A 20,423-nucleotide genomic window follows, 5' to 3' on the forward strand; every position below is an offset into this window, starting at 1 on the left:
TGCCTGCGGTGAGCACTGATCCTGCCAGTGTTTGGAATCAGACGCCATCACCGTGTTTCAGTTTCCGCCCGCCTCACCGGCAGCGGACTGGGCCTGGAGGCGAGCCTGACCACTGCGAATATCCTCGATGAATCGCTGCGCCGGTAGCGGATGGCCAAGCAGAAAACCTTGCAGAGCGTCGCAGCCCAGCCGAGTCAGGAAGTTTTGCTGTACGGCGGTCTCCACACCCTCGGCGACAATGCGTAGATTCAGCGCCTGGCCGACGGCAACGATCGCAGACACGATGGCCGCGTCGTCGCTGTCATGCTCCAGATCGCGGACAAACCCGCGATCAATCTTGATCTCATTGGCAGGCAGACGCTTCAGGTACATCAGACTCGAATAGCCGGTGCCGAAATCGTCGATGGACAGGTCCACACCCATCGCCGACAGTTGCTTGAGAACCGCAAGACTGGCATCGGCGTCATGCATGGCAGTGGTCTCGGTAATTTCCAGCGTCAGGCAATTGGCCGGTAACTGATGGCGAGCCAGGGTGTCGGATACGGTCTTGACCAGCCCGACATGGCAGAACTGCAAGGCCGACAGGTTTACCGCGATACGCCACTGGGTGTAGCCCTCGTCGAACCATTCGCGCATCTGTCGGCAGGCTTCATCCAGTACCCATTCGCCAATCTGGATGATCAGACCGGTTTTCTCGGCAAGACCGATAAAGGTCGCAGGGCTCAGCAGGCCCTGTTCGGGATGGTTCCAGCGCAACAGGGCCTCCGCCCCGGTCGGCATCCCCGAGACCGCATCGAATTTTGGCTGGTAATAAAGACAGAAATGCCGATGCCGGAGTGCAGCCCGCAGGTCCTGAGACAACTGCAACTGATTACGGGCGTTACTGTTCATCGAGACATCGAAAAAGCTGTAGCCGTTTTTGCCGGCGCTCTTGGTGTGATACATGGCGGCATCCGCGTTGACCAGCAGCTCATGCTGCGTTCGGCCGTTGCCGGGATACAGACTGATACCGATGCTCATCGATATTTGCAGCAGGCGATCGCCAATCTCGAAAGGCTGGGTAATCAGACTCACCTGTCGCGCTGCGACACTCATGGCGTCTTCCGGACCTTCCAGTTCGATCAACAACACGAATTCATCGCCGCCAATTCTGGCCAGCGTATCCTGCCGATGCAGGTTTCCGCGCAGGCGTGACGCCACCTCACGCAGCAACAGATCGCCGATGTGGTGCCCAAAGGCATCGTTCACCGGTTTGAAGCCATCCAGGTCCATGAACATCAACGCAAAGCAGCCGCCCCGCTCGTTGATATTCTTCATTGCCTGCTCGATACGATCCGTCAGCAGGATCCGGTTCGGCAAGCCGGTCAGGTTGTCGTGCAGCGCCAGGTGCCTGAGCTCCAGATTGGCTTCGATCAGGGAGTTGGCCAGTACCGTCGTACGCGCTTCGAGCCGCGCATCGAGTACAGAGACCGCCAGCGCGATGCTCAGGACCGCAAGACTGGTGACCAGCACCAGCTTGTCTAGCCCGTCAGCGCTCAACCCATCGCCCAGAGCGCCGCAGAAACTGCTTTCGGCAAAACCGGCTGCTGCCATGCCGGTGTAATGCATGCCGACAATCGCCAGGCCCATGATGACCGCCGCCCCTGCGCGGACCAGATGCACACGGGGAGCGCCATGACGCAGCCGGAATGCGATCCAGAGCGCAGCGCCCGATGCGCTGACAGCCACGATCAGTGACAGGCCGAACAGCCCCGGATCGTAGTCGATCCCCGGCTGCATGCGCAAGGCTGCCATACCGGTGTAGTGCATGGCGCTGATGCCCAGCCCCATGAACAGCGCACCCAGCCCCCACTGCAGAACCGGCATCTGCGGCTGGTTGACCAGCCAGAGGGCAAAGCCTGAGGACAGCATGGCAATCAGCAACGAGCAGAGCGTCAGCGGGATGTCATAGCCAAGCTTGAACGGCAGCACGAAAGCCAGCATGCCGATGAAGTGCATGGACCAGATGCCGATGCCCATGGCAATTGCGCCGCCGGCAATCCAGCAATGGACCGCGCGGCCTTTGGCCGATGCGACACGGCCGGCAAGATCGAGCGCAGTATAGGACGCGAGCACCGCGATCAACACGGAGATCATGACAAGCGAAGGGGTAAAGCTGCCGACCAACATGAACGCACCTGAAACTCGAAGAGCGCGTCCCTGCCGATCTGATGAGCGCTATTGTACGCAGTTGGAAAGGTTTGTCGCGGCGAACGGTCGGAAAATATGGCATTGCGCCATTATCTTAATCAATCGCTTCATAGAAATATTTTATTCATCTCATCGCTCGATTGCAGGCAGGACCGCGCTGCCGCCCTGCGCCTGCCTGCCTTGCCTGGACCGTCAACGGTCCTGGGACGCCAGACCCGTTTGCGCATCCCAGCCGCCACCCAGCGCGGCGATCAACTGCACACTGGCGATCAGGCGGCTTTGCAGCACGTTCAGCACCGTGCGTTCGTTGCTCAGTGCCGTGGCCTGTACGTTGACCACATCCAGATAGCCGATAAGACCGGCCTTGTACTGATTGCTGGTCAGGCGCAGGGAGTCGCGGGCAGCCACCAGGGCTTCCTGACGAACATCGGCTTCCTCTTCGTAGACCTTGAGCTGAACGAGGTAATTCTCTACCTCCTGGAAACCGTTGAGCACGGTCTGTCGGTACTGGGCAACGGTCTGGTCGTAGACGGCTTCGGTACGTTCAACTTCAGCAGAACGTCGCCCCCCGTCGAACAGGGTCATGGCCAGTTGCGGACCGACCGACCAGAAGCGATTCGGCAAACTGATCCAGTTGGCAAACGTACTGCTGTTATAGCCGCCGCTCATGCTCAGGGTGAAGTCAGGGTAATAAGCCGCCTTCGCAACACCGATATTGGCGTTGGCACCCATCACCGAACGCTCGGCGGCAGCGATGTCGGGTCTGCGTTCGAGCAACTGGGACGGCAAGCCGACAGGAATCTGCGGCAGCCTGGGGATGGAGGTGGTCGCCTGCAGATTGAAGTCCGCTGGCGCCATGCCCATCAGCACGGCAATGGCGTTTTCAAATTGCGCACGCTGCCACGCCAGATCGATCAGATCGGCCTGGGTACTTTTCAGCTGGGTCTGCGCCTGAGCCACCGCATCACGCCCCGAGATACCGGCACGGTACTGATTCTGGGTCAGCGTCAATGAGCGCTGATAGGCATCGACCGTGGCTTCCAGCAAGCGCTTCTGCTCGTCGATGACGCGCAACTGCAGGTAGTTCTGCACCAGTTCCGACTGCAGGCTCAGACGCATGGCCGCCAGATCCGCAAGACTTGCCTGTGCATTGGCCGTGTCGGCCTCAAGGCCGCGACGCAGCTTGCCCCAGACATCGGCCTCCCAACTGACACCCAACTGAGCACTGTGGGTCTCGCGGATGCCGGAGTTGAGGTTACTGCTTCCAGACGTACTGCTGCCGGTTCCCTGACTGGAGCGGGTCTTGCCGACGGAGAGATCAAGGGTCGGGAAGAACGCTGCTCGCGAGCTGCGAATCAACGCCTGGGCCTGACGGTACTGAGCTTCGTACTGTGCCACGGTCTGGTTGGAGGCGTTCAAGCGTTCCACCAGTGCGTTGAGCGCCTTGTCGTCGTAGACCTCCCACCATGCGCCTCTGGCCATTGCGTCATCGCGTGGCGTCGCCTGCTTCCAGCCCGCTGCCGCCTTGAAGCTGGCAGGTGTGGCCATGTCCGGCTTGTGATAATCCGGGCCGACCGCACAGGCACTCAGCAGCAAGACGCAGAGCCCCATGGCAAGCGGCCTGACCAGCCATCGGTGATGGGTTGTGAAGGCGAGGCGATCAGTCATAACGGAGTTTCCAGAGCTGCATCGGTACGACGGCCCCGCCACCGGCTGAAACGGTGACGCAGGCGGTCGAGATAAAGGTAAACCACCGGGGTGGTGTAGAGCGTCAGCACCTGACTGAACACCAGACCGCCAATGATGGTAAGGCCCAGCGGGCGGCGCATTTCGGCGCCCTCGGCGGTGCTCAGCAATAGCGGCAGTGCGCCCAGAATGGCGGCCATGGTGGTCATCAGGATGGGCCGCAAACGCTGCAGACAGGCGCTGCGGATGGACTCCTGAGGCGTCATGCCCTGATCCCGCTCCAGGTGCAACGCCAGATCGATCATCATGATCGCGTTCTTCTTGACCACACCAATCAACAGGAACAGGCCCAGCAGCGAGATCAGGCTGAATTCGCTGCGCAGCACATAGATGGTCAACAAGGCGCCCACGCCCGCCGACGGCAAGGTCGAAAGGATGGTCAGTGGATGAATGTAGCTTTCATAAAGAATCCCCAGCACCAGATACACCGCCAGCAAGGCACCGAGAATCATCCAGGGCTGGCTTTTCTGGGTCGCTGCAAACGCGTTCGCAGTCCCGGCCATCTTCGAAATGATCCCGGAGGGCAAGCCGATGGCTGCGACGGAACGCTCGATGGCGAGGGTCGCCTGATCGAGGCTGACGCCCTCGGCCAGATCGAACGAGATGTTCTCCGAGGCAAACTGACCGTCGTGAGAAACGCGGTCGTTCTCCAGGCTGCGTTCGTAGTGCGCAATGCTCGACAACGGCACTCGCTGCCCGTCGGCCGTGATGACCTGCACCTGCTCGAGGGTCACCGGATCCTGCGCATATTTGGGGTTGACCTCCATCACCACCTGATACTGGTTCAGGCTGTCATAGATTGTGGAAACCTGACGCTGGCTGTAGGCATTGTTCAGCACTGCGGTGACCATGTTCATGTCGATGCCCAGCCGCTTGGCGGTGTCGCGGTTGACGATCAGCGTGACCTGCTGTGCCCCTCGCCCTTCCCGCGCATCGATGGCCGTGAGTTGCGGCAGCGATTTGAGCGCGGCGACGATTTTCGGGTACCACTCGCGCAGGACTTCCAGATCGCCGCTCTGCACGATGTACTGATATTGGGAGCTGGTCTGTTCGCGCCCGCCGCCCAGCTGCAGGTCCTGATCCGGGGCCAGAAACAGACGGCCGCCCGGCACATGCGGCAGGTTCTTGCGCAGCCGCTCGACCACCTTCTCGGCCGACAGCTTGCGCTCGCCGATGGGCTTGAGGCGCACGATCATGAAAGCGTTATTGGTCCCGCCGCTGCCGCCGATGAAGCCTGCGACGCTCTGCACTGCCGGGTCCGCCAGCACGGCGCGCCTGAAGATTTCCATCTTCGGCTGCATGACCTTGAACGACAGGCCGTCGTCTCCGCGAACGAAGCCCATCAGTTGCCCGGTGTCCTGTTGCGGCAGGAAGGTCTTGGGCACTACGACGTAAAGCGCGATATTGACCACGATGGTGATCAGCAGGCTCACCAGCGTGAGGCGCGGGTGACGCAGCACCCAGCCAAGCGAACGATCGTAGCCGGCCACCATCCGGTCATTGACCCGCTCGCTCCAGCGCTGAAACGCATTCTCCTGCTCCGCCTCACGCGGCTTCAGCCAACGGGCGCAGAGCATGGGTGTCAGCGTCAGGGAAACGACCAGCGAGACGACGATCGACACCGACAGCGTGATGGAAAACTCGCGGAACAGGCTTTCGACCAGCCCCCCCATGAACAGAATCGAAACGAACACGGCGACCAGCGAGACGTTCATCGACAGCAGCGTGAAGCCGACCTCCTTGGCCCCCAGAAAAGCCGCTTTCATGGGGTCAAGACCGTTATGGATGTGCCTTGAGATGTTTTCCAGCACCACGATGGCATCGTCCACCACCAGCCCCGTGGCCAGAATCAGCGCCATCAGAGACAGGTTGTTCAGGGAAAATCCGCACAGGTACATGAGGGCGAAGGTGCCCACCAGCGAGACCGGTACCGCCAGGGTTGGAATCAGCGAAGCGCGCAAACTGCCCAGAAACAGGAACACCACCAGCACCACCAGCACCACGGCGATCAGCAGAGTCATTTCGGCTTCATGCAGGGTTGCAGTGATCACCGGGGAACGATCCATGGCGATGTCGAGCTTCACGCTGGCAGGCAATACGGCCTGCAACGCAGGCAACTGGGCCTTGATCTGCGCCACGGTCTCGATGATGTTGGCACCGGCCTGCCGGTTGATGACCAGCAACACGGCCCTGTCGTCATTGAAGAAACCGCTGTTGTAGCGGTTCTCGACCGCATCGCTGACCTTGGCAACATCCTTGAGTCGCAGCGTTGCGCCATCCTGATAGCGAATGATCAGCGGCGCGTAATCCTTGGCCGTTTCCAACTGATCGTTGGCCTGGACCTGCCAGTTGTGTTGATCGTTTTCCACCGAGCCCTTGGGTCGCCTGACGTTGCTGCCGGTGATCGCAGTGCGCACCTCGTCCAGCGAGATGCCGTACTGGGAAAGCAACTGCGGCTCCAGTTCGATACGCACCGCAGGCAGCGAACTGCCGCCGATCTGCACTTCACCCACGCCCGTGACCTGGGACAGGCTCTGCGACAGGATCGTGGACGCCAGATCGTACAGTTGGCCTTTTTCCAGCACGGTCGACGTCAGTGACAGCACCATGATCGGTGCCTGGGACGGGTTGACCTTCTTGTAGGTCGGCATGCTGCGCATGCCACTGGGCAGCAAATTGCGCGATGCGTTGATGGCAGCCTGAACCTCACGGGCCGCACCGTTGATGTCCCGATCCAGATCGAACTGCAGAATCACCCGCGTCGTGCCCTGGCTCGAGTTGCTGGTCATGGTGTTGACCCCGGCGATAGTGCCCAGCGACCGCTCAAGCGGCGTGGCAACGCTCGACGCCATGATTTCCGGACTGGCGCCCGGCAAACTGGCCGATACGACGATGACGGGAAAATCCATGTTCGGCAAAGGTGCCACCGGCAGCAGCCGGAAACTGACGGCGCCCAGCAGCATGATTGCCAGGCTCAGCAGAACGGTGGCGACCGGTCGACGAATGAAGGGTGCTGACAGGTTCATGCGTCAGCCTTCTCCAGTCGAACCGGGGCGTCAGGTTTGCGGCTCCATCGGCGACCCAGCCGGTCGAAATACAGGTAGATCACCGGCGTGGTGAACAGGGTCAGAATCTGGCTCAGCAGCAGGCCGCCGACCATCACCAGACCCAGCGGTTGACGCAGCTCTGCGCCGGAACCGGTGGCCAGCATCAACGGAATGGCGCCGAACAGCGCTGCCAGAGTCGTCATCAGGATCGGCCGGAAACGCAGCAAGGCCGCTTCGTAGATCGCCGTCTCGGGATCGACACCACGATTGCGTTCTGCGTCGAGCGCGAAGTCGATCATCATGATGGCGTTCTTTTTGACGATACCGATCAGCAGAATGATGCCGATGATGGCAATCATGCCCAGGTCGTTACCGCTGATGAGCAGCGCCAGCAACGCGCCGACCGCAGCGGAAGGCAGGGTCGAGAGAATGGTGATCGGGTGAATGTAGCTCTCGTACAGCACGCCCAGCACGATGTACATCGTCACCACGGCTGCGAGAATCAACAGCAGCGTGCTGGACAAGGATGCCTGGAATGCCTGCGCCGCGCCCTGGAACTGGGTCTGCACGCCAATCGGCATGCCGATGTCCTTCTGCACCTGCTCGATGACCTCGACCGCCTCGCCCAGCGCGATGTTCGGCGCCAGATTGAACGACATCATGACCGCCGGGAACTGCCCGATGTGGGCGATGGCCAACTGCGCCTGACGCTGCTCGACCCGCGCCAGGCTCGACAGTTTGACCTGCGCACCGTCAGTGGTTTTCACATGAATCTGTTCCAGTGCTTCCGGCCCCAGCTCGCTGGCGGACGCCGACTGCAGCACGACCCGGTACTGACTGGCCTGGGTATAGATGGTTGAAATCTGGCGCTGACCGAACGCGTCATACAGTGCGTCGGTGATGTTGGCGACGCTGACGCCGACCCGGCTGGCCGCATCCCGGTCAATCACCAGATACACCTGAAGACCCTTGTCCTGCAGGTCGCTGGCGACATCCGTCAGCTCGGGGCGCTGAGCCAGTGCATCTGCCAGCCTGACACTCCATTCGCTGAGCAGCTCAGCGTCAGGGGAGGACATGCTGAATTGATACTGGGTCCGGCTGACGCGATCTTCGATGGTCAGGTCCTGCACCGGCTGCATGAACAGGCGAATGTCCGACAGTTTGTCGACTTCCGGCTGTATGCGCTGAATGATTTCGGCAGCGGTCAGGTCGCGTTCGCCGTGGGGCTTGAGGTTGATCAGGAAACGGCCGCTGTTGAGCGTGGCGTTGTCGCCATCCACACCAATGTAAGAGGACAGACTGACCACCGATGGATCTTTCAGGATGATATCGGCCAGTGCCTGTTGGCGCTCGCTCATCGCCTTGAAGGACACCGACTGTGGAGCTTCGGAAATGCCCTGAATGACGCCGGTGTCCTGCACCGGGAAAAAGCCCTTGGGCACAATGATGTAGAGCAGCACCGTAAGACCCAGCGTACCGATGGCCACCAGCAGTGTCAGCGGTTGGTGCTTGAGCACCCAGCGCAAACCGCCCCCGTAGACATGGACAAGCCAGTCGATCCACGCACCGCTGGCGCGGTAGAAACGGCTTTGCTCCTCTTCCCTGGGTTCGCGCTTGAGCAAACGCGCGCACATCATCGGCGTCAGGGTCAGCGAGACCAAGAGGGAAATCAGGATCGCGACCGCCAGCGTGATGGCGAACTCGCGGAATAGCCGCCCCACCACGTCGGCCATGAACAACAGCGGAATCAGTACCGCGATCAGCGACAGGGTCAGGGAGATCAGAGTGAAACCGATCTGTTTTGCCCCTTTCAGCGCGGCCTGCAGAGGCGTTTCGCCTTCTTCGATGTGGCGCGAAATGTTTTCCAGCATGACGATGGCATCGTCCACCACAAAACCGGTGGCAATGGTCAGCGCCATCAGGGTCAGGTTATTGATGGAAAAACCGGCCAGATACATGACCCCGAACGTACCGACGAGGGACAACGGCACGGCAATCGACGGAATGATCGTCGCGCTCAGGCGACGCAGGAACAGGAACGTGACCAGCACCACCAGCACGATGGCGATCAGCAATTCGTGCTGGACGTCGGTGACCGAGGCGCGGATGGTCTGGGTGCGATCGGTCAGCACCGTCACGTCGAGTCCGGCCGGCAGGTTATCGGTGATGCCGGGCAGCAGGGTCTTGATCCGATCCACCACGTCGATGACGTTGGCGCCCGGCTGACGCTGGATGTTCAGCAGGACGGCCTGATTTCGATTGGCCCAGGCCGCCAGCCTTTCGTTCTCGGCACCGTCGACGATCTGCGCCACGTCCTTCAGGCGCAGTGGCGCGCCATCCTTGTAGGCCAGAATCAGGTTGGCGTATTCCTCGGGCGACTTGAGCTGGTCGTTGGCATCCAGCATCGAAACCCGGGTCGGACCGTCGAAGTTGCCCTTGGGCTGATTGACGTTGGAGGCGCTGATCAGTGTGCGCACATCCGCGAGGTTCAGGCTGTTGGCAGCCAGTGCCTCGGGGTTGACCTTGATTCGTACGGCCTGCCGCTGTCCACCGGCAATGCTGACCATGCCGACGCCGCTGATCTGCGAGATCTTCTGCGCCATGCGTGTGTCGACCAGATCGTTGAGCTTGGGCAGCAGCATGGTTTTGGAAGTGATCGCCAGGGTCAGTACAGGCGTATCTGCCGGGTTGACCTTGTTGTAGACCGGTGGCGCAGGCAGGTCAGTCGGCAACAGGTTGGTGGCGCCATTGATGGCGGCCTGCACTTCCTGCTCGGCCACGTCCATGTTGATTTCCAGGCTGAAGCGCAGCGTGATGACCGAAGCGCCGCCCGAGCTGGTCGAGGCCATCTGGGTCAGCCCCGGCATCTGACCGAACTGACGTTCCAGCGGCGCCGTGACGGCACTGGTCATCACCTGCGGGCTCGCGCCCGGATACAGCGTCATCACGCGAATGGTCGGGTAATCCACCTGAGGCAGCGCCGAAACCGGCAGCAGGCCATAGGCAATCAAACCGGCAAGCACAATTGCCAGCATGCTGAGCGTGGTGGCGACCGGGCGCAGGATGAACAGGCGGGACATGTTCATACGCTTGGTTTATCCGCCTTCAGGACCGACGCCGATTTATCGGTACCGCTGTCAGGCTTGCCCTGCAGTTTCTGGCCCGGCCCTGCGGGCACGTCCTTGCTGTCACTGACCACTTCGACCTCGGCGCCGTCACGCAGACGGTCGGTGCCTTCCAGCACTACACGGGCTCCGGCAGCCAGACCTTCGGTGATAACCGTGGACGTCTCGTTGCTCGGGCCGGTCTTGAGCAGGTTGATCTTGACCTTCTTGTCACCGTCCATGACATACACGAACGTTCCGTTGGTGCCGAACTGGACCGCAGCGGTGGGCACCAGAATGGCCTGGGTCAGCGTGTCGGCCCGCAGCCGGACGTTGACGAACTGATTGGGGAACAGGGCTTCGTCACGATTCTCGAAACGCGCCTTGAACTTCAGGGTGCCTGTTGCCACGTCAATCTGGTTGTCGAGGCTGGCGAGTACGCCGGAGGCCTGCATCTTGACGTCGCCGCGATCCCAGGCTTCGACGGGCAGCTTGTCGCCGGTGCGATAGCGGGCAATGACGCTGGACAGGTCTTTCTCGGGCAACGTGAAATTGACGGAAATCGGTTGGGTCTGGGTAATCACGACCAGCGCGGTGGTGTCGTTGGCCGCCACCAGATTGCCGACGTCGAGTTGCTTGAGCCCTACCCGGCCGGCAATCGGCGCGCGGATACGGGTGAAGTCCAGATTGAGCTTCGCTTCGGCCACCGCTGCCTGATTGGTCTTGATGGTGCCTTGGTACTGATTGACCAGCGACTCGGCGGTGTCCAGCGTCTGCTTGGCGATGCTGTCCTCGGCGTAAAGGCCGCGATAGCGCTGAACGTCGAGCTGGGCATTTTTGAGCAGTGCCTGATTGGTTGCCAGCGTGCCTTCGGCCTGCTGCAGTGCGACCTGATAACTGCGCGGATCGATTTCCGCCAGCAGATCGCCCGCCTTCACCATCTGGCCTTCCTGGAAGTTGAGCTTGACCAGTTCGCCCGCAACCCGGCTGCGCACATTGATGGTATTGGTTGCAGTAACAGTGCCCAGCGCCTTGTAATAAATCGGGAAATCGCCCTGTGTCACCGGCGCGACGCGCACTGGAACGGCAGCAGCCGAGCCGCCAAACCCTGGCCTGACCATGCCACTCGATTTGCTGGTGTGCGTGGCTTTGCCAGCCGTGTCTGTGCCGGTCGTCGACGCAGAGCCGGGCCAGAACCACCAGCACAGGCCGACAATGAGCAACAGAACCAACAAACTGATCAACCAGCGACGGGATTTACGGGGGCCAGACGATTGCATGAATAAATCAACCATTACAGGTGAGGGCTACTTTGGAGGCTGAACAATAAGCACAGATGAGCTGCAAGCAAAGCGCCTTTACCAAGCGCTTACTTTCATTAAACGGTTGAAGCACAAATAAAAACGGCCTGAACGGGTTCAGGCCGTCGATGTGTTGCCGAACGTTACTTCAATACTGCCAGTGCAGCCTCGTAGTTCGGTTCTTCAGCGATTTCGGAAACCAGTTCACTGTGCAGCACGTTGTTGTTTTCATCCAGAACCACAACGGCGCGTGCAGTCAGGCCTTTCAGAGGACCGTCGGCAATGGCGACGCCGTAGTTTTCGCTGAAATCGGCGCTGCGGAAGGTGGACAGGTTCTTGACGTTTTCCAGACCTTCGGAGCCGCAGAAGCGAGCCTGGGCAAAAGGCAGGTCAGCAGAAATGCACAGTACGACGGCGTTGGCCACATCGTTCGCCTGAGCGTTGAACTTGCGTACCGACGTCGCGCAGGTCGTGGTGTCGACGCTTGGGAAGATGTTCAGCACTTTGCGCTTGCCGGCGAACTCCTGCAGAGTCACCTCAGCCAGACCGGCACCCACCAGTGTGAAAGCAGGTGCAGCGCTGCCGTTCTTTGGCAGTTCGCCATTGACTTGAACAGGGCCGCCTTTGAGAGTCACTTGAGCCATGAAACGATGTCCTTTTTCAGTGGGTTTAGATAAGAACCAGAAGTTAAACACGAAAGTGCAGTATGGCCTATATCGGATAATTCCGAATTCGCTCAGGAATTGAGCCGGTCCCTGATCTCGGGTCGGGCACACAATTCAGCCAGCCAGTCGACAAACACCCTCACCCGCCGCGACAGCTGTCGATGGGGCGGATACAACGCCATCAACGGTAACGCAGGCGGTCGATATTCACGCAGCACCTCCACCAGCGTACCGCTACGCAACTTGTCGGCAATATGGTAGCGCGGTGCCTGAATAAGTCCGAATCCAGCCTCGCACGCGGCGACATAGCCCTCGGCGCTATTGACGGCAATTGAACGAGGCAGACGGGGCTCATGCAGTTGCCCGCGCACCATGAACTGTAACCCGTAACGTTTGTTGGTCCCGGTCGAGAAATATTCGATCACCTGATGCTGCGCCAACTCATCAAGGTCCAACGGCGAGCCATGCTGATCCAGATACGCCCGACTGGCACAGGTCATCTGCGTCAGGTTTTCCAGCGGCCTGGCGACCAGCGCCTCGTCATGGGAGCTTCCGGCGCGCAGCACGCAATCGACGCCTTCGCGTATCAAATCGACCTGCCGGTCACTCATGCCGATCTCCAGCTCGATCTGCGGATAACGTCGAGTGAACTCGGGCAGCGAAGGCATCACGATCATGCACCCCAGACTCATGGGCAGATCAACCCGCAGCAGGCCCTTGGGCCCGGCGTTTAGGGACGAGAACGCTGACTCGGCATCTTCCAGATCAGCGAGCAGACTCAGGCAGCGCTGGTAGTAAGCGTTGCCATCAGGCGTGGCACTGACCTGGCGCGTGGTGCGTTGCAGGAGCTGGACGCCCAGATGCGCTTCCAGCTGCTTGATCAGGATCGTCACCGACGCACGGGGCATCTGCAGGCTCTCGGCGGCTCTGGCAAAACCGCCAAGCTCGACGATGCGGGTGAAAACGCGCATGGCGTTGAATCGATCCATGATTACCGGTATTCCGCTTTTCTGGGTCAGCCAATAAGAAGAAACCTTTTAGCGGGTTCTTGCCTGTTCTGTCGAGCGCGACATCTTTTCAGCCTTCCGTGACAGCGCCGCTATCAAAAGTCGCGCTTGTAAAAAATGTCCAGCGAGCTGGCGATCCCACTGGCCGCTTCCAGATAGACCCGCTTGCTGAGGAGGTAGCGCAACGCGATGGTATTGGCAGGCTCGAACACGCCAACCCCGTAGCGCAGGCTCAGTTTGTCGGTGATCTTGCCGCTGGCCACCACGTTGGTCTTGTCGCCCGTGCCGGAAGTGTCCAGTTCGAAGTCCTTGATGCCCAGATTATCGGCCAGTTTGCCAGTTGTGGAAGCGCTGCCTGCAACGCCCAGTGCCAGCGCGGCTTGCGCAACCATGTTGTTGTCCTCACCGGAATTGCCCAGCGGACGGCCCATCACCAGATAGGACAGCGCCTGCTCCTGACTCATAGCAGGCTCCGAGAACACTTCGGTGGTTGGCTGCTCGGCGCTACCGGTCAGGCGAATACCGGCGATCACATCGTCTGTCTGACGAATCGCTTCGATATCCAGATAAGGCTGATCCACAGGCCCTGCAAACAGCAGCCGCGCCTTGCGAATGGTCAGGCGCTGCCCGTACGCCCGATAACGCCCGTTGTTGAGATTGAGTTCGCCACGGGTATCGAGGTTGTCACCTATGTGGACACGCCCGACCAGATCGGCAGTTAGGCCGAAGCCGTTGAAGCTGAGCTTGTCCTGGCCGACTTCCACGTCGATGTCCATGGCAACCGCAAGCGGCGGCGCGCCCTCCTCGGTCTGTTGGCCGACAATCACAGTGTCGCCGGACAGCTTGACGGTTGAAGGTGGCAGCTCGCGAACAGTGATAGTGCCTTTGGGGATCAGGACCTTGCCGGAGACCGCCAGCCGCTCGCCCTGCATCGAAACTTTCAGGTCAGGCGCCGCTTCGACTTCGGCGTAAGGCTCAACCTGAATAGGCAGCCGCGAACCTTTCAGGCTCAGGTCAACCACCAATGCCTGTCCCCAGGCCACTTGTCCGGTCAGAGAGCCCTGCCCCGTTGCGCCGCTTTTCCAGCCGCCGCTCACCTGAACGCTCTCCCCCGCGATCAGCGCCTGGACATTCAGATCACGCAATTCCATCGGCAACTCTGGACCCGACACTTCGCCGCCCTGCAGCGTCACGCTGCCATTGACCAGCGGCGCCAACAGCCCGCCCGACAGACGACCGCTGCCGTTCAGGCGACCGTTGAGTTTCTCGACCATGGGTGCAAACGGACGCGCGACCGACAGGTCCAGACCCGACAAGCTGAAATCGCCAGACAGCGCTTTGTTGCTGGACAGCGGATCGATCTGCGCTGTCAGCAGCAGACGTCCCAGCTTCGCGCCATCGAAATCGAGGCGCGAATCAATACGCTTGGGGGTCAACGTGCTGGTCAGCCTGAGCGTCTGATAGGGGAAGTCGAGCCATTGGTCCTTATCACGCACCCGCAAGGTGCCGCCACCGGCATCGACCGTGATCTGGCCATTGGGGCCAGCTGCTGGCACATCCAGTTGAACGTCGGCGTTGAGCGATCCTTTCCAGGCAAAGTCCTTCGGCATCCACTGGGCCAAGCTGTCGAGCGGGAAGTTCTTGAGGTGATAGCGCAAGCGAGGCTCGGGCATCAGTCGCTGATCCTCACCGCAGAGGCTGGCGTTACCGGACAACCAGCAATGCGCACCAAAATTGAGTTTGCCATCAGCCAGTCGTTCGATCTTTGCAGGCTGTTGCAGACGCCAGGCCTGCCCGCCGCTCTGGACGTTGCCACTGGCCAGACGGCCACGCCAGTTGCCGTTATCCAGCGTGCCATCCAGCGCGAGCGCCAGCTTGAGCAACGGCCCTTGCAAATCAAGCTTCAACTGCTGCGCCGTGAGGGTGCCCTGGCCGTCCAGCGTCAACGTCCCCAGCGCCGTATCGCCCGCCTGAATACCCGAGCCCTTGACGTTGATCGTCGCGCGTTGCGCCGGGTCGAGTTTAGCGCTGGCAACCAGACTTTGCAGACGGTTGTCCTGAAACGCGAGCTGGCTGCCTTGCAGATTGAGCTGGCCCTGCGGCGCCTTCAAGGTGCCCGCCAGATCCAGGCGACCTTTCGCCTGGCCCTGCAGGCGTGGCCACAGCTGGCCCAGTCGCGGCAGATTCAGATCCAGTTGGCCCTGCAGGCGCTGATCAAGACTGCCGCGCCCCTCGATCCGATTGTCACCTAGGCGCATGCTCAGACCGGCCAGATTCCATTGCTGACCCCGACCGTCGGCCTTGGCCTGCAACACCGCGGGTTGCCCGCGCAGGCGACCTTTCAGATCCAGATCGGCGGTCAGCTCCAGTTGCTCGTTTTTGAAGTGCCCCTTGCTGCGCAACGGACCGGCCAGCGTGCCGGGCAGTTCAGCCACCCAGAACGAGGGATCCAGCGCGCTCAGGTCGAGTGCCGTGTCCCAGCCCATGCCATCGGCGAATTGCAGGTTCAGATGACCGCTGGCCTTGCCCTGCCCGGCTACCATTTCCAGTTGCGGCAGATAGATCCGCTGCAGGTCGCCACTGAACGGGCTGACGACGGTAAACGCGCCGGCCGGCCCCTTGAGACCGGCATTGAAATTCCCCAGGTACTTGCCGTCGGTGTAGGACACATCACCCTTGAATGCATGCAGCGCCACTTGAGGCTCCGCTTCAAGCGGGTAAAGCCGCTGCCACGGGAAATCGAGCCAGTCGACGGAAGCGTCTGCGCTGAAACCGGTTTCCCAGTTCAGCTTGCCATTGAGCAACAGGCGCTGTTGCTCGCTGGCGGCGAGATTCAGCGCGTCAATGGTGGCGCCCTTGGCATCTGCCAGCCCTTGCAGCACAAGAGTCATGGGGCTTTTTTCAGCAGGCAGGCTGGCCGTTCCGTTGATCTGATAACCACTGTCCAGATTACCTTCGGCGGTCAGTAGCAATTGATCGAGCTGTATCGTTTCCGGCAATCCGGCGCTGGGCCTGAAACGATCCGAGGTCAGTTTCAGGCGAGCAGGCAAATGTTCGGCGAGCGGTTGCAACTCTCCACTCAGACCCCCCGTCAGGTACCCGCTGCTGTCGGCTTTGAGGTGCAGGGTCTTGAGCAGATCGCCCTGAATATCCACGGCCAGCGTCCAGGGTTTGCCGTCCTGCGGCGGCAATTGCAATTGCCCGTCAAGGGTCAGCGGCCAGTCGCCAGCAGGGTCGAGCAGGCCGTTGAGATCCAGCACCAGTTCGTCACGTTGCAGATGCGCACTGTCGATCTGCAACCCCTGAGCCGTCCAGTGCGCAGCAAGCCTGAGGTCGCGCAATTGTTCGATGCCGTCGAGTTGCAGACTGCCAAGCTGGACATCCTTGAGCTGAATAGCCAGCGGTAACGTGAGATTGGGTAACGTGATGGGGCCTTCTTTGGCTGGCTCGGTGCCGGGGGCAAAGTGCAGCATGACTTTCTCGGCGTTCAGTCGATCAATGCAGAGCGTCATCTTGAGCAGGCAACCCGGCGTCCAGTCGAATGACGGCGCCTGGACCTCGACGCGGTCCTCACCTTGCAGCCAGAGCAACCGGTCGGCGCTCCACTGCCCGCCCAGCCGGCCTTGAAAGTTCTCCAGTTGCAGGCCTGGCACGCGGGCCAGTGCCCACTGGCTGCCGCTTTGGGTGCCGAGTACCAGCCAGATGCTTGCCACCAGAATCAGCAACACCGCCAGCAGGCTCAGGCCGGCGATTTTCAGGCCGCGCTTGATGTTCATCCTCGTCAAAGCTCCGGCCCCATGGAAAAGTGCAGACGAACGCCGCCATCATCGTCCAGTGGATGCGCCAGATCGAGACGCAGCGGTCCGACCGGAGAAACCCAGCGCACACCAAAGCCGACGCCGGTTTTCAGGCTCGGCAGATCCAGGTTGTTGAACGAGTTGCCCTGATCGACAAAGGTCGCCAGTCGCCATTTTTCGGCAATGGAATACTGATACTCGACGCTGCCTGCGACCATGTAGCGCCCACCGATCCGGTCGCCATCGGAATTGGTCGGTGACAGGGTCTGATAGTCATAACCACGCACGCTCTGATCGCCACCCGCGAAAAAGCGCAGTGACGGGGGTATCGAGGTGTAGCCATCGGTGAAGTTGCCGCCGAACTGCACGCGCCCGAGGAAGCGGTGATTTTGTGCGACGGTGGTCAGGCCTTTGAGCAGCACGTTGCCGCGAACCAGGTTGGCGTCGGACCCCAACCCCTCCTTGGCCACTTGCGCATCGAATTGCAGCCGGTAGCCTTTGTGCGGGTCGATGCGGTCGTCGCTGCGCAGATAGGAATAGCTGATGCCCGGCATCAGCAAGGTGCTCAGACCGGAATCATCGCCGAGCCGGTATTCCTCGCGTTGCCATTTAAGCGAAATCACCCGCTCCCAGCCACTGGGCAATTTGCTATGCCATTCGGGGCCGACGGTCAGCAGCTTGCTGAGGCTGTCGGTACCTGCGATCTCTTCGTATTGATAGCCGCCCGCGAAACGCAGCTTGTCGGTCAACGGCGGATCGAGCGGCACGTCGTACCAAAGGCCTACGTTCTGCCGAGGGGCCGAGAGTTCAGACTCGAACCCATAGCTGTGACCCTGGGCGTTGGCCCAGTGCCGGGTCCAGTTGGCCTTGCCTCTGACCCCGACGTCGGTGGAGAAACCCAGACCCAGCCCCATGGTGCGTGGCTTGCGGGTTTCAAGCTGAACCGTGACCGGGATAACCTGACCGACCGCTGCGGTCGGTGCTGCGTCCACGCGCACGCCCTCGAAATAGCCGCTTGCCTGCATCGCCTGATTCAGCTCCGCAATCAACTGCGAATCGTAAGGCGTGTTTTCCTTGAACGGCACCATTCGCTTGAGCAGATCTTCGTCGAAGGGCGAATCACCACTGAACATCACCTTGCCCAGCGAATAGCGGGGTCCGCTGTCATACACCAGTTCGATGTCCGCTACTCCAGCACGCGGATCAATGGCAAGACGCTGACTCGTGAAACGACCGCTGAAGAAGCCGTAGCGCGACGCCTGATTCTGTATCAGCCGTTTGGCGTCTTCATAATGACCATGGTTCAGAACGGCACCGGCCTTGAGCGCATCGCTCCGCGGCACCTTGAACGCTTTCAGGGACGCGGCCGGACCCTCGACCCGGACGACCACGTTGCGCAAGCGGATAGGCTCACCCGGCAAGACTTTGATGACCAGGCGAGGGTTTTCACCGTCCTGAATTTCGCTGTCGATCTGCGCCTGGTAGTAACCAAGCGCCTGAGCTGCCTTTTCCGCCTGCTGTTCCGCACCCAGACTGAAGTTGCGCAGCGCCTGGGCATTACGCTCGCCAAGCTCACCGACATAACCTTCGATGTTGGCTTTGAGGTCCGGGTTGGCGGGCGTGATCTGCACATCAAGGCGTGCGTCGGCCAGCGCCGCAGCACTCAAAGACATTAGAAGCACACCGCCACTGCATATTCTGAAAAGCTTCATGGGCAAGGATGCTAGCACGACTTGAAAGCTACGCTGAAAGCCCCAAAACAACGGTGTTTCAAACCGTTACGTCATGGATCGGCAATGGAGCCTTAGGGTTGGGGTGAAAAAAGACATGCTCCCGGACCGGTCCTACTGCGATCTCGCCGACTTCCTGATAGCCCTGTCGCTTATAGAATTCAAGGTAGCGCGGGTTTCCGGTGTCCAGCACGATGCCTTCTGAATTTTCATCTTCCGAGCACCAGTCGTGTAGCGCCTGCAGCAGTTGCTCGCTCAGTTCCTGTCCGGTTTTTTGCCCCTGAAACTCAGGCTCCAGCCCGATCAACGGCAGCACATGTACGGTCTCCGATGGGACACAGGCCAGCACTGCATTGTAATAAGCCAGATAGCGTTGTGTGCAGCTCAGGCCAGTCCCTACTACCATGCGCAATCGCCATGCCCAGCTTTCAGTGATGCCCAAACGACGCTGCGGCGGCGCAATCAGCGCCACGCCCACCAGACGATCATCAATGAACAGCCCCATCCCGGGCTGGTTCTGCAGGAAGTGCTGCTTGACCAGCTGGCGGATGGTTTCGCGAATACGGTTCTCGAAGCCCGAGCGCTGCGAGTTGAAGACATAAGCGAAGGTCGGATCGTTACGGTACGCACGGAACAGCAAGGCACGGGTTTCACGGGCATAACCACTGTCGAGCTGGCGAATTTCGCCCCGGATGGCAGCAGGTTGGGACATGTACGGACCTCATAATGACGGGACTGCTATTGCGCAGCACTTGGGCAAGCATCGTTTCGAGTGATGGCACCTTGCGACAGTTCAAACAAATTGTCCGACAGGCTCGATATAGCTCGGCAGCCCGCTCTACTGGCCCTGAGCCGACAGGTCAGCTAGCATCGCGGTTTGTTTTTCTTCAGGACTGCCGTTTTATGAAAATCGTCTCGTTCAACATCAATGGGCTTCGCGCTCGACCGCATCAGCTGGCAGCGCTGATCGAGAAGCATAAGCCTGATGTGATCGGTCTTCAGGAAACCAAGGTCTCGGATGAGCAGTTTCCGCAGGCGGAGATCGAAGCCTTGGGTTACCACGTCCATTTTCACGGACAGAAAGGTCATTACGGCGTTGCTCTATTGTCGCGCCAGGCACCGCTGGCACTGCACAAGGGCTTTGACAGCGACGACGAAGAGTCACAGAAGCGCTTCATCTGGGGCACTTATGCCAATGCCGACGGCCAGGCCATTACCATCATGAACGGGTATTTTCCGCAGGGAGAAAGCCGCGACCACCCCACCAAGTTTCCCGCAAAACAGCGTTTCTACAACGATCTGCAAACGCTGCTGGAAACCCGTTTCAGCAATGAGCAGCCGCTGATCGTGATGGGCGACGTGAATATTTCGCCAGAGGACTGCGACATCGGTATTGGTCCGGACAACGCCAAGCGCTGGTTGAAAACCGGTAAATGCAGTTTCCTGCCCGAAGAGCGCGAGTGGATGGAACGCTTGAAAAACTGGGGTCTGGTGGACAGTTTCCGGCACCTGCACCCGGAAGTCGTCGATCGGTTCAGCTGGTTCGACTACCGCAGCCGAGGTTTTGAAGACGAACCCAAGCGCGGCCTCAGGATCGACCTGATCATGACCTCCAGCGGCCTGCAGCCTCGCATCAAGGCTGCCGGGGTGGATTACGATCTGCGCGGCATGGAAAAGCCATCGGACCACGCGCCGATCTGGCTCGAACTCAACTGACAGCCGAGCACAAGCGCCTGCCCGACATTCCGGGCAGGTAGCGCCTCATCCGACATGAAAACTGTCATTTTGCAGTAACGTCCCTGTCTTATTCTCTCGGCACTTCCGTTCATTCAAGGT

Annotated in this window: 11 protein-coding genes; 1 reads left to right on the plus strand and 10 read right to left on the minus strand. The window is 60.3% G+C overall.

The window, feature by feature from the left end; translation table 11 throughout:
- Nucleotides 1-57: 57 nt before the first annotated feature.
- The 10 genes from AO065_RS01405 to AO065_RS01450 all read right to left on the minus strand — a co-directional run bounded on the left by AO065_RS01405 (nt 58) and on the right by AO065_RS01450 (nt 19,299).
- On the minus strand, nt 58-2,169 hold the full coding sequence (locus tag AO065_RS01405; RefSeq protein ID WP_004884458.1) for a putative bifunctional diguanylate cyclase/phosphodiesterase: 2,112 nt from the start codon (nt 2,167-2,169) through the stop codon (nt 58-60).
- 213 nt (nt 2,170-2,382) lie between these two features.
- The gene (locus AO065_RS01410; protein WP_004884457.1) at nt 2,383-3,858 is read right to left on the minus strand and encodes an efflux transporter outer membrane subunit; all 1,476 of its coding nucleotides are present in this window, start codon (nt 3,856-3,858) and stop codon (nt 2,383-2,385) included.
- Nucleotides 3,855-6,962, minus strand: a complete 3,108-nt coding sequence (locus AO065_RS01415; RefSeq protein WP_004884456.1) for a multidrug efflux RND transporter permease subunit — start codon at nt 6,960-6,962, stop codon at nt 3,855-3,857. The genes AO065_RS01410 and AO065_RS01415 overlap by 4 nt, the downstream gene beginning before the upstream one ends.
- Entirely contained in the window at nt 6,959-10,069 is a 3,111-nt protein-coding gene (locus tag AO065_RS01420) for an MdtB/MuxB family multidrug efflux RND transporter permease subunit (protein WP_004884455.1), read from the minus strand. Before AO065_RS01420 ends, AO065_RS01415 begins: the two co-directional genes overlap by 4 nt.
- Complete coding sequence (locus AO065_RS01425) at nt 10,066-11,382, minus strand: MdtA/MuxA family multidrug efflux RND transporter periplasmic adaptor subunit (RefSeq protein ID WP_004884454.1); 1,317 nt, start codon at nt 11,380-11,382, stop codon at nt 10,066-10,068. The genes AO065_RS01420 and AO065_RS01425 overlap by 4 nt, the downstream gene beginning before the upstream one ends.
- A 149-nt stretch (nt 11,383-11,531) precedes the next feature.
- Nucleotides 11,532-12,032 (minus strand): thiol peroxidase, encoded by a 501-nt coding sequence (gene tpx / locus AO065_RS01430; RefSeq protein WP_004884453.1) that lies wholly within the window; start codon nt 12,030-12,032, stop codon nt 11,532-11,534.
- Between the two features lie 92 nt (nt 12,033-12,124).
- On the minus strand, nt 12,125-13,042 hold the full coding sequence (locus AO065_RS01435) for a LysR family transcriptional regulator (protein WP_004884452.1): 918 nt from the start codon (nt 13,040-13,042) through the stop codon (nt 12,125-12,127).
- 113 nt (nt 13,043-13,155) lie between these two features.
- Nucleotides 13,156-16,836 carry a translocation/assembly module TamB domain-containing protein gene (locus AO065_RS01440; protein ID WP_004884451.1) on the minus strand — a complete coding sequence of 1,227 codons (3,681 nt, stop codon included), beginning with the start codon at nt 16,834-16,836 and terminating at the stop codon, nt 13,156-13,158.
- Between the two features lie 5 nt (nt 16,837-16,841).
- On the minus strand, nt 16,842-18,569 hold the full coding sequence (locus AO065_RS01445; protein WP_032651708.1) for an autotransporter assembly complex protein TamA: 1,728 nt from the start codon (nt 18,567-18,569) through the stop codon (nt 16,842-16,844).
- Between the two features lie 58 nt (nt 18,570-18,627).
- Nucleotides 18,628-19,299, minus strand: a complete 672-nt coding sequence (locus tag AO065_RS01450) for a GNAT family N-acetyltransferase (protein WP_004884449.1) — start codon at nt 19,297-19,299, stop codon at nt 18,628-18,630.
- Nucleotides 19,300-19,490: 191 nt separating this feature from the next.
- On the opposite strand from AO065_RS01450, the gene xthA reads away from it, so the two are divergent.
- A complete protein-coding gene (gene xthA, locus AO065_RS01455) occupies nt 19,491-20,303 on the plus strand; it encodes an exodeoxyribonuclease III (protein WP_004884448.1) in 813 nt (270 codons plus the stop codon).
- Nucleotides 20,304-20,423: the final 120 nt, after the last annotated feature.

The organism is Pseudomonas viridiflava, assembly GCF_001642795.1.
Classification (GTDB): Bacteria; Pseudomonadota; Gammaproteobacteria; order Pseudomonadales; family Pseudomonadaceae; genus Aquipseudomonas; species Aquipseudomonas viridiflava.

Bases quoted from the DNA above. Each gene is read 5' to 3' on its own strand.
- AO065_RS01425 (WP_004884454.1), bottom strand. From the start codon at position 11,382: ATGGTTGATTTATTCATGCAATCGTCTGGCCCCCGTAAATCCCGTCGC.
- AO065_RS01440 (WP_004884451.1), bottom strand. From the start codon at position 16,836: ATGAACATCAAGCGCGGCCTGAAAATCGCCGGCCTGAGCCTGCTGGCG.
- AO065_RS01420 (WP_004884455.1), bottom strand. From the start codon at position 10,069: ATGAACATGTCCCGCCTGTTCATCCTGCGCCCGGTCGCCACCACGCTC.
- xthA (WP_004884448.1), top strand. From the start codon at position 19,491: ATGAAAATCGTCTCGTTCAACATCAATGGGCTTCGCGCTCGACCGCAT.
- AO065_RS01405 (WP_004884458.1), bottom strand. From the start codon at position 2,169: ATGTTGGTCGGCAGCTTTACCCCTTCGCTTGTCATGATCTCCGTGTTG.
- AO065_RS01410 (WP_004884457.1), bottom strand. From the start codon at position 3,858: ATGACTGATCGCCTCGCCTTCACAACCCATCACCGATGGCTGGTCAGG.
- AO065_RS01415 (WP_004884456.1), bottom strand. From the start codon at position 6,962: ATGAACCTGTCAGCACCCTTCATTCGTCGACCGGTCGCCACCGTTCTG.
- tpx (WP_004884453.1), bottom strand. From the start codon at position 12,032: ATGGCTCAAGTGACTCTCAAAGGCGGCCCTGTTCAAGTCAATGGCGAA.
- AO065_RS01445 (WP_032651708.1), bottom strand. From the start codon at position 18,569: ATGAAGCTTTTCAGAATATGCAGTGGCGGTGTGCTTCTAATGTCTTTG.
- AO065_RS01435 (WP_004884452.1), bottom strand. From the start codon at position 13,042: ATGGATCGATTCAACGCCATGCGCGTTTTCACCCGCATCGTCGAGCTT.
- AO065_RS01450 (WP_004884449.1), bottom strand. From the start codon at position 19,299: ATGTCCCAACCTGCTGCCATCCGGGGCGAAATTCGCCAGCTCGACAGT.